This window comes from Burkholderia sp. YHN3-13 (assembly GCF_055810675.1).
Genome location: NZ_JBVVNQ010000022.1, coordinates 100,116 through 114,285, shown reverse-complemented (window position 1 = coordinate 114,285; position 14,170 = coordinate 100,116). Strand labels below are relative to the sequence as shown.

Sequence of the window (14,170 nt, the reverse complement as noted above, 5' to 3'; positions counted from 1 at the left end):
ACGATGCTGCGCAACGAGATCTTCGATTTCGCGCAGATCGGCGCATTCATCGAGCGCGCGGACAACACCGCGCGGATCATCGACGTGAAGTACCACCTGCTGCTGCCGTCGGTGTCGCACGTCGGCACGATCCTCGATACCAACCACTGGGAATCGATCCTGCGATCGGTCGAAGCGCACAACTCGTACCGCTGGGTGTACGGCGTGAAGTACAAGCCGATGAACATCGCCGACTACCTGCTCCTGAACGGCCGCATGCCGCGCTCGCTGCGCCATTGCTACGGGCGCGTCATGTCGAGCCTCAACTTGCTCGTGAAGGAGCATGGCACCGCTCACGCGTGCCACGACACCGCCGCGCAGACGCTCACGATGCTGTCCGACAGCACGATCGAACGCATCTTCAAGAACGGCCTGCACGAGTTCCTGACCGGATTCATTCGGCGCAATCAGCAACTGGGGCTCGACATCGCCCAGGCCTACAATTTCGATTGAGTACCGCAATGCATATCGGAATCGCCCACACCCTGCGTTATACCTTCGACACGCCATTGCCGCAGGCACTGCAGCGCCTTCGACTGCGACCGTTGTCGAATCCCGGCCAAACGGTCGGACGTTGGGAATTGCTCGCAAACGACAGGCAGCCGGAATTGTCGTACATCGACGGATTCGGAAACCATGTCGACCTGGTACGTCGCCCGAACGACGACCCGGAGATCGTCATCGTTTCACGCGGCGAAGTGACGACGCACAACAAGGACGGCGTGCTGGGCTCCGCGGACGATCGAACCAATCCGTGGCTGTTCCTGCGCGAATCGCCGCTCACGCGCCCCGGGGACTCGCTGATCGAACTTGCGTCGGCCCTGAAGAGCACGCAGAACCGTCTGCTGCAACTACACGAGTTGATGGACATCGTGCACGATCGCCTCGCATCGGGGGTCGAGAACGGCAACGACGCCACCGATGCGGAGGCGGCATGGATCCGTTCCGGCGGGACATGTCGCGACCATGCGCATGTCTTCATCGCCGTGGCGCATCGGCTCGGCCTTCCCGCGCGCTTCGCTTCCGGTTATCTGATCAGCGACGATGACGAAACCGGAGCCGCTGATCATGCGTGGGCTGAAGTTTACGTCGACCCGCTCGGATGGATCGGCTTCGATCCGGCGAACAACCTCTGCCCGGACGAACACTACGTGAAGCTGGCGACCGGCGTCGACGCTTGCAGCGCCGCGCCCGTCACCCGCATCCGGTCGAATTCGGGCGCGGAAACGCTGGCTGTGGACATCGCGGTCACCCTGCCGGCCCGATGAGTCGAGCGACGAAAATCCCGGCACTCGCACCGACGATGCAAACGACCCGCGCCCTGCCATCCGACTTCGAGCTGCCGGATTCGATCGACGCGATCGACCGCTATCGCGCCCCGGCGCTCGACAAGGGACTCGACATCCTCGAACTCCTGTCCGAGCAGAAGGAAGGCCTCACCCGCACCGAAATCACGAAGGAACTCGGCCGCAACGCGAGCGAGATCTACCGGATGCTCGAGCGCCTCGTCGCACGCCGCTACGTGATGCGTTCGACCGGCGGCGATCGCTACACGCTCGGCCTCAAGCTGTTCGCGCTCGCGCACCGGCATCCGCCGATGAACCGGCTGATCGCCGATGCGTTGCCGCCGATGCAACGCTTCGCCGATGCGGTCGAACAGTCGTGCCATCTGACCGTCTACGACCGCGGCAACCTGCTCGTGATCGCGCAGGTCGACGGCCCCGGCACGTGGGGTGTATCCGTGCGGCTAGGCTCCCGTATCGCGCTCGCCGATACCGCGTCGGGGCGCGTGATGCTGTCGTTCCAGGGCCCCGAGCAACGCGCGCACATGCTGGCCGAGCATCGCAAGGTCAAGGGCGAGGCGCCGCTGAACGAGCAGGAACTCGCGTATGCATGCCAGTCCATCCGGCAGTCCGGCTACCTGCGCCAGGACAGCCGTCAGGCCTATGGCGTGACCGATCTGAGCGTGCCGATCCTCGGGTCGTCCGACCATGCGATCGCGGTGCTGACCTGTCCGTACATGCGCCGGATCGACGCGCACATGGCGCCGACGGTCGACAAGGTCGTTGCGGCCTTGCTCCGCACGGCCGATCATCTGTCGATACCCCAAAACACCTCCTGCTGACGGGAAACCCTGCGCGGGAGCCCGGCATGGCGGAAGGTAAGTCGCTGCAAATATATTGCGCAACCTCCATAGGGTCACCTGACACGGCAAAGTACGCCCCCCGCCTACTTTCACACATAAAAATCTACCGCATTTTCAAGATTGAAATTCGACCATCACTTTCATCATAGCATTTACATAAAAAAACCCACCCCAAATCCGATTAAACCCTGGCATAGGGGCGGGGACAGAAAAACAGTAAATATACTAAAAAATAGTGTGTTTCCTCTGTGGAGGGTCGAGTATAAATTCGATTATTGTTCAGCGCCATCCAAGGAAATAGCGCTATCGCGCTCTAATTGCAGCAGCGCTGCGGCCACGCCGCCCCCGTATGCAGGGTCAGCCTTGGCACAATTCGCGATGTGGCGCTCTTTGACGACCGTGCTTGCGTCGCCCAAGGCTCGGGCAGTATTGTCAAATAGCTGTTGCTTCTGGTCCTCAGTCATCAACTGAAATAACGCGCGAGGCTGTTCATAGTGATCGTCGTCAACATAGTGATCGAAGCGTCCAGCTGGCCCATCGATCGATAACGGCGGCTCCGCGAATTCCGGCTGATCTCCCCACATTCCTTCAGTGCTCGGCTGGTACGCCGTCGTTCCACCAAGGTTTCCATCCGTTCGCATCGCACCGTCTCGATGGTAGCTATGAAAGGGGCACCGCGGTGCGTTGACCGGAATCTGATTGAAATTCACTCCAAGGCGATAGCGTTGAGCATCACCGTATGAGAACAGTCGAGCTTGTAACATACGATCCGGAGAGTATCCGATGCCAGGAATGATGTTGGCTGGTGAGAACGCGACCTGCTCGATCTCTGCGAAATAGTTTTCCGGATATCGGTTCAATTCCATTACACCGACCTCGATCAACGGATAGTCCGCCTTTGGCCATACCTTCGTAAGATCGAATGGATTGTGTTTGTGGTGTTGTGCCTGCTCCTCGGTCATGACTTGAATATAAAGTGTCCACTTCGGAAAGTCACCGCGCTCGATCGCGTTGAACAAATCGCGACCATGGCTTTCGCGATCAATCGCGATGACTGCCGCAGCCGCCTCATCGGTCAGGTTCTCAATGCCTTGCTGGGTACGAAAGTGAAACTTGACCCATACGCGCTCATTGACAGCATTAACCATGGAAAAGGTATGGCTGCCAAACACATGCATATGCCGAAAGCTTCTGGGAATTCCACGATCAGACATAACGATCGTCACCTGATGCAACGCTTCTGGCAGCAGTGACCAAAAATCCCAGTTACTATTGGCCGATCGGAGCCCCGTTCTGGGGTCACGCTTAATCGCATGATTCAGATCTGGGAAGCGCAACGGATCCCGGAAAAAGAAAACCGGGGTATTGTTGCCTACGATATCCCAATTGCCTTCTTCCGTATAAAACTTGACTGCGAAACCACGGATATCACGCTCAGCATCGGCGGCGCCGCGCTCCCCTGCCACGGTTGAGAAACGAACAACCAAGTCTGTTTTCTTCCCAACCTCCGAAAAAATCTTGGCTTTGGTATAACGTGTCACATCACGGGTAACGGTGAACGTCCCATAACATCCCCATCCCTTCGCATGCATGCGTCGCTCGGGGATGACTTCTCTGTCGAAGTGAGCGAGCTTTTCGATCAACCAGACATCTTCCAGAAGCGCTGGTCCACGCCGGCCGGCGGTCAAAATGTTGGTGTTATCTGCTACGGGCGCGCCAGTGGCGTTCGTGAAAACCTTCCTGCTACTCATAATCTGCTTTCCCTTACAGAGATCGAATGCATACGACACCGTGACACCCGTACATCAAGATTGACGACAGCTGCCATAGCGAACTACAGACCAACCACGGTGCCGGTCCTTGAGCAATGAGGACTCGCCCCGGACGCGCCATGATTGCAACGCCGCCTCAGCTACACCAGCGCCGCGCCGGGCACCGAAATACTGTGGCGGCGTCGGCATTACTTGGAATGAAGCGCGGTCTTAAGAGCATCGATCGCGAGCTTACGAGCGACATTCGCCGCTCTTGTGTCGCGCAAGCTATCGAGCAACATGAAGTCGTGCGTTGTGCCGGCAATACGGACTGCAGTCACGTCGACTCCCGCTTCGCGGAGTTTCGACGCGTAATGCTCGCCCTCGTCACGCAGCACGTCCGCTTCCGCCGTAATCACGAGCGTAGTCGGGAGTCCTTCGAGTTGCTGCAAGGTCGACTGAAGCGGTGCAGCGTGGTGCTCGGTTCGCTGTGCCGGATCGGAGTAGTGGTCCCAGAACCATTTCATGCCATCGCGAGCGAGATACCAGTGCTCGGCAAACTGAACGTACGACGCCGTCTCGAAATCGGCATTGGCGACGGGGTAGAGAAGTACCTGCGCCTTGAGTTTGAGCCCGCCGCGCTCTTTGTTCATCAACGCGAAAACAGCAGACATGCAGCCACCCACGGATTCCCCCGCTACTGCAACGCGCGACGTGTCCAGACCGTACTTCGCGCCATTCTGGGCAAGCCAGAGACCGACCGCATAGTTTTGCTCGACTTGCGTCGGATATCGAGCCTCGGGGGCGTTTGTGTAGACCGGGAATACGCCGGCCGCCCCCGCTCCGACAGCAAGCTCACGAAACAGTCGGTCATGCGTCTTGTCGTCGCCGAATACCCAACCAGCACCATGGATATAGAAGACAACAGGCAGCGGCGCGGTAGCGCCAATCGGTCGAATGATGCGAGTGGGCACTTTCCCCCACTTTCCGGCATCGATGGTAACCCATTGCTCTTCGACATCCGGTCGATCAACGTTTTTCCCGCTCTGCAGATCACGAAGAATTGCTCGGCCACGTTCGGGCGGCACTTCATAGATGCGGGGATGCGGATCCGTAGCGTCGCAGAGCGCACGAGCTGCGGACTCAAGATACGGTGTGGGCGGAAGAGGGATGGATTCCTGCTTGGTAGTACTCATTTTATGAACTCCTGAAACGACGTTCTGTATCCCTCACGCATCGGCGCAAGGATGACACCGCACTCGCCGAGCCGACCAAAATCGGTCGACAAGACCAACCAGACTTAGTCCAAGAGGAGGTAGAATCTTTGCGTCATGCTCGTCTACGCCCCGTCCACTTTGCTTCGTCACTCGGTGGGTCCAGGTAGAAAGAAGTCCGGTGTGGTGTCAAAAATTCTACGTGAGGGACATCAAGATGGGACGCGTTAATACTGCCAAAAATAGAGTCGAATCTGACAAAATGAGTGCTGCTCCTGAACAAGTGGCAGAAGTTGGTCTACTGATCTATGCGGACTGTCAGATGGCGGCAATTCACGGACTGACAGACCTGTTTAGGATCGCGACCGAGTGGTCCACCCACCTCGGCGCTGCGCTTCGCGGGCGATACATTCGGGTATCGCATTGGAAGTTCGATACGGCCCTGGGCACTGTTTCCTGCGTATGGGACAGCCACCCTGAGCAAGACCATCGGCTAACACACGTTATCCTTCCGCCGAGCGTTGTTATGCCCGACAGAATGCCCTTGACACCTGTAATCGCCTCATGGATGAAGGCCCGTCATGCTGAGGGAGTGACAGTGTGCTCCGTATGTGCCGGCGCCTTCGTTCTGGCACAAACCGGTCTACTGAATGGTCGAACAGCTACGACTCATTGGGCCTTTGTAGACTTGCTCTCAAGCCGCTTTCCTGAGATTGATCTCGTAACACACGATATGGTGATAGACGACGGTGACGTCATTACAGCTGGAGGCATCCTTGCCTGGACTGATCTTGGATTGGCGCTTGTCTCGAAATTGATGGGACCGGCCGTAATGCTTTCGACCGCACGCTTCCTATTGAGCGACGCACCGCGCCGAGACCAACTCGCGTTTCGCACATTCTCACCAAGGTTCGATCACGGCGACACGGAAATAGTCCGTGCACAACATCATATGCATGCCCATCCGGCACAAGATCATTCCATCCAAAATCTCGCTGCTCGAGTACATCTCACGGAGCGAACATTCATACGCCGCTTCACGAAGGCGGCCGGGATGCGTCCTACTGAATATATTCAGCAGATCCGCATCATGAAGGCGCGCGAGGAACTGGAGCTCACGAATAAAACAATCAACGATATTGCCTGGTCGATTGGATATTCAGATTCATCGGCCTTCAGGAAAATATTTCGGAAAATAACTGGAGTCCTTCCTAACATATATCGAGATAAGTTTCGACCACGATAAAGGCCGGGTGACCTGAGACGTTTCTTGTAGCCATCCAGCAAGTGAGTTCTCTTTTATCCCAGGGACGAGGAGGACTCGATGAAGAAGCGATTTATCGACGAGCAGATGCTGGTAATCGACGGCCTGCAGCCGCGCCGATGCCAGGATGCTCATCGAACGCTGGCGGCAGTTCTATAACGAGCGCAGGCCCCACCGCGCTCATCGCTACCAACCTCCGGCCACGGTCCGTCGAGCCTGGCTGGATTCCGACAATATCGACGCGAGACTCACTGCCTGATTGGCTACAAAATCCCGCCGCAGATCAACGTCCCCGCGCGTCTCGATGCCGCTACGTCGCCGACATGACAAACACATGTCATCAGTGAATTCGTTATTTACCTCTTGATCGCCCCCCTGCCCTGCTGGATAGAATACCCAGCCGCTCATAATGAAATACGGAACAGTTAGCACATTCACTAACAATTCGATTACATCAAAAGAAAAGGAGTCCATACATGAGAGACAAGGACACGGCGACACCCTTATCGGAGGAAGTCGCCGGGCTCGGTATCATCGAAAACATTGCGCGGCGCCATTTCCTGATGGGACTCAGTGCAACGCTTCTGGCAGGATGCGGCGGAGACAGTGAAAACGCGTTTGCCGAGGGCGTGCGCGCAGCGCCGGCCAGTAGCGGTCAGTCGTCGGGCACCGTGCCCGTATCGAACGGTAGCGAGGGCGGTACGCCGTCGACCGGCGCCGCTCGAATCCGCACCTTTTCCCATCCCGGCCTACTGCATACCGAAGCGGATTTCGCACGCATGCGCGCCAAGGTCGGCGCACATGCTTCCCCGTGGATCGACAGCTGGAACCTGCTTCTCTCCAACTTCCATACCCGCCTGACGAGCGTCCCGAACCCGCAGCCCGAGATCAGGCGCGGCGGGAGCAACGAGAACTACTGGATCCTCTACGGCGACATCGCCTTCGCCTATGGCCATGCACTGTGCTGGCGGGTATCGGGTGACAAGCGTCACGGCGACAAGGCGGTGGAGTACCTGGACAGGTGGTCGTCGACGCTCACGGCGCTCGGCGGCAACAGCAACGTGGCGTTGGCTGCCGGCATCTACGGCTACGAATTCGCGAACGTGGGCGAGATGATGCGCGGTTACGACGGCTGGAGTGCCGGCGGCCTCGCCGCGTTTCAGAAGATGATGCTCGACGTCTTCCATCCGATCAACCACGGGTTCCTGCACCGCCCCGTCGACCGCCAACGCACGCATTACTGGGCCAACTGGGAACTGTGCAACCTCGCGTCGATGCTGGCCATCGGCGTACTGTGCGACAACGCGGATATCGTCGACGATGCCGTCTCGTACTTCAAGAACGGCGCCGGCAACGGCAGTATCGGCATGGCCGTGTATTTCGTACACCCCGGTTACCTCGGCCAATGGCAGGAAGCCGGCCGCGACCAGGGCCATACCCAGCTCGGCATCGCGCTGACCGGCGCGATCTGCGAGATGGCGTGGAATCAGGGCATCGATCTGTACGGTTACGACAACAACCGCTTCCTGGCGGGCGCCGAATACGTGGCGAAGTCGAACCTCAAGCAGGCGGACGGCTCGTTCTTCCCCGTGCCGTTCGCCACCTACCAGAACGTGGACGTCACGCAAACGGCGTTCGCGACCGGTTCGCAAGGCGGCGGCCGCCCTTGCTGGGCCCTGGTGGCAAACCATTACATCAATCGAAAGGGTCTCGCGGCACCTTACACGCAACGCTTTGCCGAATTCGTTGCGCCGGAAGGCGGCGGCGGCAACTACGGCAGCGCCAGCGGCGGCTACGACCAGCTCGGCTACGGCACGCTCACGTGCACGCGCGATCCGGGCGCACCGGCCCCGACGCCGAGCGGCCTCACGGGCTACGTAAGCGCGAACAAGGTCGTGCTGTCCTGGTGGGGATGCAGCAATGCGAGCGGCTACAACGTCAAGCGCGCGACGCTCGCCGGGGGGCCGTACACCACCCTCCGCACCAGCGTAACCGATTGGCTGACGCACACCGATACGCCGCCCGGGCCCGGCACGTACTTCTATGTCGTCACGGCGCAAACGCCGGCGGGCGAATCGGACGCGTCGAACGAGGTGAAGGTGGCAACCTCGACGCTGTTGCTCGCGCACCTGACGTTCGATGAGGGCAGCGGCCTCACGGCCGCCGACCGGTCGGGCAACGGCCACCACGGCACGCTGAACGGGGCGACATGGGCCCCGGGACGCCGCACCCATGCGGTGTCGCTCAACGGAGCCGGCGCGTACGTCGAACTGGCGGGCGAGATTCTGTCCGACGTAGCGGATTTCACGATCGCGGTGTGGGTGTACTGGAACGACCGCGGGCAAAGCTGGGCGCCGATTCTCGACCTGAGCGGCCGCTTCGGCAGCTACGTCACGCTGATGCCGCGTACCGACTGGCGCACCGACAATCAGTCGATGCGCTTCGCGATCGCGGTGAACGGGTTCGGCGACCAGATGGTCGACGCACCGACGATGCCGGACAAGCAATGGGTGCACGTGGCGGTCACGCTCGCCGGCCCGACGGCGACGCTTTACATGAACGGCAAGCCGGTCGCCGGCAACACGGGCATGTTTCTCGCGCCGTTCCGGCTCGGCGGTCTCACGCATAACTGGCTCGGCAAATCGCAGTACCCCGTCTCGACCTTCAACGGCCTGCTCGAGGACCTGCGCATTTACCGCGGCGCGCTTGGCGCCGCGCAGATCGTGGCGCTGATGAACGGTTGAGGCCGGCCAGCGCACGCCGTCCGGCCACACGGCGGCACGATCGGTGCATCGAGAACCGGTCGTGCCGTTCGTGGCTGCCGTCCGGCGGTGACGTTCGGTCTCCAGGCACCGCCGAACACGCGCACTTCCCTACGCCGTGGACGGATGCGATGCACCGAACAACCGGATCACGACACCGCGCAGCCATCGATTGCCGGCCTCGTGGTGATAGCGCGCATGCCAATGCTGCCGAACCGCGAAGCCTTCGACCGGGATCGGGCAGGCATGAACCGCCAGATCGCTCGCCTGAGCCAGGGTCTGGCCGATATGGCGCGGTAACGTCGTGATCAGGTCGGTCGTCTGGACGATCGCACCCAAACCCAGGAAACCCGGCAACTCCAGCACGACGTCTCGCTCGATGCGCGCCTGCCGCAGCGCCTGTTCGAGCAGTTGCGCCCCCGTTCCCCCCGTAATGGCGACATGGCCTTCGGCACGGTACTGCTTCGCGCCGAGGCGGCCGCGAATCCTCGGATGATGCCGGTTGGCCAGACAGACCCAGTCCTGGTCGTACAGTTTCTGCTGATAAATACCGCCGCCCAGCCACGGCACGTAGCCGATCGCGAGATCGGCTTCGCCGGATTCGAGCGCGCGTTCCGTATTGCCGTCGATCCGTGCGGCTTCCAGCCGGACGCCGGGCGCCTGCGCGCGGACATGGGCCAGCAGCCGCGGGAGCAGCGTGACGTGACTCGCGTCGGTCATGCAGATGCGAAACCGTCGCTGGGCCGTCGCGGGATCGAACGCGATCTCCCACGCGGTGAAGCGCCGCAGGGATTCGAGAATTTCCCGGCAGGGCCCGATCAGCGCGTCGGCTTGCGGGGTCGGCGCCATGCCGCCGGGCGTGCGAATGAACAGCGGATCGTGCAGATGTTCCCGCAAGTGCCCGAGCCAGATGCTGACCGTCGGCTGGCTCTGACCCAGTTGCTCGGCGACGCGCGTGACGCTGCGCACGTCGTACAGGAGATCGAAAAGCTGAAGCAGCTTCAGGTCGGGCAGGTCGGCGGGCATCGTGGCGTTATTGTCCATGGCAATGACGACATTGTATCCATTGCATTGTCGGCATGAGCGGCGACTCCTATCGTGACGCCATACGTCAAGGAGAAGCCATTGAAAATAGCGATTCTGGGGGCCGGCGCACTGGGCTGCGCGATCGGCACCACCCTCACCCAAGGTGGCCACGAGACCTGGCTGATCGACCGCTCGCCCGCGCACGTCGATGCGATGCGCGATAACGGCCTGCGCGTCGACGATACCGGCGGCACCCGCCACGTACGGGTCCACGCGACGACGCGGGCTGCCGATGTCGGCGTGGCCGACCTGGTGGTCGTGCTGGTCAAGTCGTTCCACACCGATGCGGCCATCCGCGGCGCCCAGTCGCTGGTGGGGCCCGATACCGCCGTGCTGTCGCTGCAGAACGGCCTCGGACACGAGGACATCCTGATCGACGTCGTCGGCCGCGAGCGCGTCCTCGCGGGCAAGACCTACGTCGGCGGCGTGCTGCGCGGCGCGGGTCACATCGAATCCGGCGTGATCGGCAAATACACCTATATCGGCGAACTCGACGGCCGCATCACGCCGCGCGTCGAGGCAATCGCCGCCGCGTTCAATGCCGCGGGCCTCGCCACGACGATCAGCGACAACATCGTCGGCACGATGTGGGACAAGCTGCTGGTGAATGTCGCGACGGGCGCGCTGACCGGCCTGACCGGCCTCACCTACGGGCAGCTTTACGACGAGCCGCTGTTGAAGGCGACGTCGCTCGCGGCCGTGGCCGAGGCGATCGCGGCCGCCCAGGCGGCGGGCGTGAAGCTGTCGATGACCGATCCCGAGCAGGCATGGACGTTGGCCGCCGAGGGGCTGCCCGCGAGCTTCAAGACGTCGATGCTGCAAAGCCTCGAGAAGGGCTCGATCACCGAAATCGACTTCATCAACGGTTCGGTCGTGCGCTGGGGGCAGCGCTACGGCGTGCCGACCCCGGTCAATGCCACGCTCGTCGCCTGCATCAAGGGGCTGGAACGCGCGATGGCCGACCGCCAACGGAAGGAGACCGCGGCATGAGCGTCCCGAAAGCCTATCTCGAACACGTAGCGATCTGGGTGAAGGACATCCGCTGGCACATCCGTTTCTTCGAGGACGTGCTCGGCATGACCCTGCGCGAAGTGGACGGCACGCTCGACGCGCCGCGGCAGTACTGGACGCTCGGCGGCCTGCAGTTCATCCACGCGCCGGAACACGACGGCCCGGAAGGCCGCCTCGCCCATCTCGGCGTGATGTGCGAGGACCTGGAGGCCGCGCTGGCCGCGGCACAACGATTCGGCGTGACGGAAATGCCGCAGGGACGGAACTGGCTTCGCCTGCCCGACGGGCTGGCGGTCGAACTGATCCAGGCCAGGCCGGCTTCCTGCGTCGCGCAGGCACTGGCGATCAACCCGCGCGCGGAGGCATGACCATGACGATCGTCGAAAAATACTGGGACGACGCCCGCGAGGGCGACACGTGCACGAGCCCGACTTACACCGTGACCAAGGCGCGCATCCTCGCGTACGCCGACCTCACCGGCGACCATACGCCCGTCCACGTGGACGAGGAATACGCGAACGCCAGCCACTTCGGCTGCCTCGTCGCGCACGGGCTGTTCGGCCTGTCCATCGCCGACGGCCTGAAGACGCAGAGCGACTATCGCTTTCTGCCGGGCATGTCGCTCGGCTGGACCTGGGATTTCCTGCTGCCGATCAAGGTCGGCGACGTGCTTCACGTCAAGTTTCGCGTCGGCTCGATGCGGGCGAGCAAGAGTCGCCCGGGCTGGGGCATCGTCGTGCTGCCGTCGGAGCTGATCAATCAGGACGGTCAGGTCGTTCAACACGGCGAGCACCGCCTGATGGTGCCGCGCCGCCCGGAGGCACTGTAATGCAGGCTCGCCCACTCGAAGGCATTCGCGTCGTCGACTACAGCCACTTCCTTGCCGGGCCGTATGTCGGACGCTGTCTGGCGGCGCTCGGCGCCGAAGTCATCAAGGTCGAGCGCCCCGGGTCGGGCGACGCCGGACGGCAGCACGCGACCGTGCTCGACGACCAGCAAAGCGGCTACTTCCTGCAGCTCAACATGGGCAAGCGCGGCGTGAGCGTCAACATGAAGGACGCGCGCGGCAAGGCATTCATGCAGCGGCTGTGCGACTCCGCCGACGTGTTCATCGAGAACTATCGGCCGGGCGCGCTGGACAAGCTCGGGCTCGGTTATGACGAACTGTCGGCGCGCAATCCGGGACTCGTCTACTGTTCGATTTCAGCGTACGGGCATACCGGCCCCGATGCGCATCGCGCGGGCTTCGGGCTGATCGCCGAGGCCAAGAGCGGGATCATGCAGATGGTCGGCACGCCGGGCGAACGGCCGCCGCTGCTGCGCATCTCGCTCGGCGACATGTACACCGGCATCCATGCGGTCGCGGCCATCAACGCCGCGCTGCTGGGGCGCGTGAAGAGCGGCCGCGGGCAGCACATCGACATGGCGCTGTACGACACGCTGGTATCGATGCACGAATATGCGGTGCAGTGCTACACGCTGCAGGGCGTGCTGCCCGAGCAGACCGGGCACGACATGCCGACCTCGACGCTCTACGGCGTGTTCCGCGCGTCGGACGGCGATCTCGTGATCGCCGCGCAAGTCGACGACGCGTGGAAACGCTTCGCCGAGCTGATCGCGACGCACGGCGGGCCGGCGGATTTCGGCGCCGATACGCGCTTCCACGACAGCGTCGGGCGCAACGCGCACCGCGCGGAGATTCTGTCGGTCGTCGAGCCGTGGGTGGCCGCGCGCTCCGTCGCGTCGGTACTGGACCTGCTGGACGGCATCGACGTGCCGTGCGCGAAGGTGCAGCGCATCGACGAAGTGCTGAACGATCCGCAGATCCAGGCCAGAGGCATGGTCGTCGAGCAACAGCATCCGCGCTACGGGACGCTGCGCCTGCCCAACCTGCCGTTCCGGTTTTCCGATTGCGACACGACGATTCGCGACGTCGCGCCCGATCTCGGGCAGCACAACGCGGAAGTCGCGCGCGCCCTCGGGTTCGATTCGGCCGAGATCGACGCGATGCAGGCCGACGGCGTCCTCTATTCAAAAGCGAGCCAATGATGACCGACCAATACGCGGTGATCGGCAATCCGATCGGGCACACGAAATCCCCGTTGATTCACGGGCTGTTCGCGAAGGAGACGCGGCAGGACATCAGCTATACGGCGATCGAGGGGCCCGTCGCGCCGGCAGGCGCGTTCGCGGCCGCGGTTCGGGCGTTTTTCGAGGGTGGCGGCAAAGGCATCAACGTCACCGCGCCGTTCAAGCTCGACGCGTTCGCGATGTCGGACGAACGCAGCGAGCGGGCGCGGCTGGCGGGCGCGGCCAACGCGCTCAAGTTCGACGGCGGCCGCATCCTGGCGGACAACTTCGACGGCATCGGGCTGGTGCGCGACATCGAAGCGAACCTCAACCTGCCGATGGCCGGCAAGCGTGTACTGGTGCTCGGCGCAGGCGGCGCGGCGCGCGGCGCGCTGTTGCCGTTCCTCGAAGCGGGACCGGCCGAACTGGTCATCGCGAATCGCGACGTCGACAAGGCGCGCGCACTGGCGGAGCAGGTCGCCGGACGCGGTCCGCTCGTCGCCAGCGGCTACGCGGACCTCGCCCGGATGGGGCGTTTCGACCTGGTCGTCAACGCGACGTCGGCCAGCCTGACCGGCGACCTGCCGCCGGTCCCGCCGAGCGTGTTCAGCCCGGCCGGCACGGCCTACGAACTGGCATACGGCAAGCGTCTGACGCCGTTTCTGCGGCTCGCGAAAAACGCAGGGGTCCACGGGATCGCGGATGGCGTCGGCATGCTGGTCGAGCAGGCGGCCGAAGCATTCGCGTGGTGGCGCGGCGTACGCCCGCAGACCAGCGCGGTGATCGATCGCCTGGCCGTGCCCTTTGATTGAACCCGCGACGGAGAT

Annotated in this window: 13 protein-coding genes and 1 pseudogene; 11 read left to right on the top strand and 3 right to left on the bottom strand. The window is 62.2% G+C overall.

Annotated features, from left to right (window positions below; all coding sequences use genetic code 11):
* From AC0KUR_RS32770 to AC0KUR_RS32760, 3 genes are all read left to right on the top strand, one after another.
* A partial coding sequence (locus tag AC0KUR_RS32770) for an alpha-E domain-containing protein (RefSeq protein WP_473376943.1) occupies positions 1–492 on the top strand: 492 nt, incomplete at its 5' end.
* 8 nt (positions 493–500) lie between these two features.
* On the top strand, positions 501–1,307 hold the full coding sequence (locus tag AC0KUR_RS32765) for a transglutaminase family protein (RefSeq protein ID WP_473376942.1): 807 nt from the start codon (positions 501–503) through the stop codon (positions 1,305–1,307).
* A 35-nt stretch (positions 1,308–1,342) separates the two neighbouring features.
* Positions 1,343–2,164 (top strand): IclR family transcriptional regulator, encoded by an 822-nt coding sequence (locus AC0KUR_RS32760; protein ID WP_473376941.1) that lies wholly within the window; start codon positions 1,343–1,345, stop codon positions 2,162–2,164.
* A gap of 293 nt (positions 2,165–2,457) precedes the next feature.
* Here the strand turns inward: AC0KUR_RS32760 and AC0KUR_RS32755 are convergent, their stop codons facing one another.
* Both AC0KUR_RS32755 and AC0KUR_RS32750 read right to left on the bottom strand, forming a co-directional pair.
* Entirely contained in the window at positions 2,458–3,936 is a 1,479-nt protein-coding gene (locus AC0KUR_RS32755) for a catalase (protein WP_034190467.1), read from the bottom strand.
* A gap of 209 nt (positions 3,937–4,145) precedes the next feature.
* Entirely contained in the window at positions 4,146–5,132 is a 987-nt protein-coding gene (locus tag AC0KUR_RS32750) for an alpha/beta hydrolase (RefSeq protein WP_124671162.1), read from the bottom strand.
* Positions 5,133–5,412: 280 nt separating this feature from the next.
* Here AC0KUR_RS32750 and AC0KUR_RS32745 point away from each other — a divergent pair, with 280 nt between their 5' ends.
* From AC0KUR_RS32745 to AC0KUR_RS32735, 3 genes and pseudogenes are all read left to right on the top strand, one after another.
* A complete protein-coding gene (locus tag AC0KUR_RS32745) occupies positions 5,413–6,396 on the top strand; it encodes a GlxA family transcriptional regulator (RefSeq protein WP_473376940.1) in 984 nt (327 codons plus the stop codon).
* Positions 6,397–6,523: 127 nt separating this feature from the next.
* Positions 6,524–6,673, top strand: a pseudogene (locus AC0KUR_RS32740) (integrase core domain-containing protein); the annotation flags it as partial.
* 217 nt (positions 6,674–6,890) lie between these two features.
* Complete coding sequence (locus tag AC0KUR_RS32735) at positions 6,891–9,158, top strand: LamG-like jellyroll fold domain-containing protein (protein WP_473376939.1); 2,268 nt, start codon at positions 6,891–6,893, stop codon at positions 9,156–9,158.
* 129 nt (positions 9,159–9,287) lie between these two features.
* Here AC0KUR_RS32735 and AC0KUR_RS32730 read toward each other — a convergent pair whose 3' ends face one another.
* Positions 9,288–10,220: a LysR family transcriptional regulator gene (locus tag AC0KUR_RS32730; protein WP_034190464.1), complete on the bottom strand. Its 933-nt coding sequence runs from the start codon at positions 10,218–10,220 to the stop codon at positions 9,288–9,290.
* 81 nt (positions 10,221–10,301) lie between these two features.
* On the opposite strand from AC0KUR_RS32730, the gene AC0KUR_RS32725 reads away from it, so the two are divergent.
* The 5 genes from AC0KUR_RS32725 to aroE are packed head-to-tail and all read left to right on the top strand — an operon-like array spanning position 10,302 to position 14,155.
* Positions 10,302–11,252 (top strand): ketopantoate reductase family protein, encoded by a 951-nt coding sequence (locus AC0KUR_RS32725; protein WP_473376938.1) that lies wholly within the window; start codon positions 10,302–10,304, stop codon positions 11,250–11,252.
* Positions 11,249–11,641, top strand: coding sequence for a VOC family protein (locus tag AC0KUR_RS32720; RefSeq protein WP_034190462.1), 393 nt, complete (start codon positions 11,249–11,251; stop codon positions 11,639–11,641). The genes AC0KUR_RS32725 and AC0KUR_RS32720 overlap by 4 nt, the downstream gene beginning before the upstream one ends.
* A gap of 2 nt (positions 11,642–11,643) precedes the next feature.
* The gene (locus AC0KUR_RS32715) at positions 11,644–12,102 is read left to right on the top strand and encodes a MaoC family dehydratase (RefSeq protein WP_034190461.1); all 459 of its coding nucleotides are present in this window, start codon (positions 11,644–11,646) and stop codon (positions 12,100–12,102) included.
* On the top strand, positions 12,102–13,322 hold the full coding sequence (locus AC0KUR_RS32710; RefSeq protein WP_034190460.1) for a CaiB/BaiF CoA transferase family protein: 1,221 nt from the start codon (positions 12,102–12,104) through the stop codon (positions 13,320–13,322). Before AC0KUR_RS32715 ends, AC0KUR_RS32710 begins: the two co-directional genes overlap by 1 nt.
* A complete protein-coding gene (gene aroE, locus AC0KUR_RS32705) occupies positions 13,322–14,155 on the top strand; it encodes a shikimate dehydrogenase (RefSeq protein WP_059562215.1) in 834 nt (277 codons plus the stop codon). The genes AC0KUR_RS32710 and aroE overlap by 1 nt, the downstream gene beginning before the upstream one ends.
* Positions 14,156–14,170 lie beyond the last annotated feature (15 nt).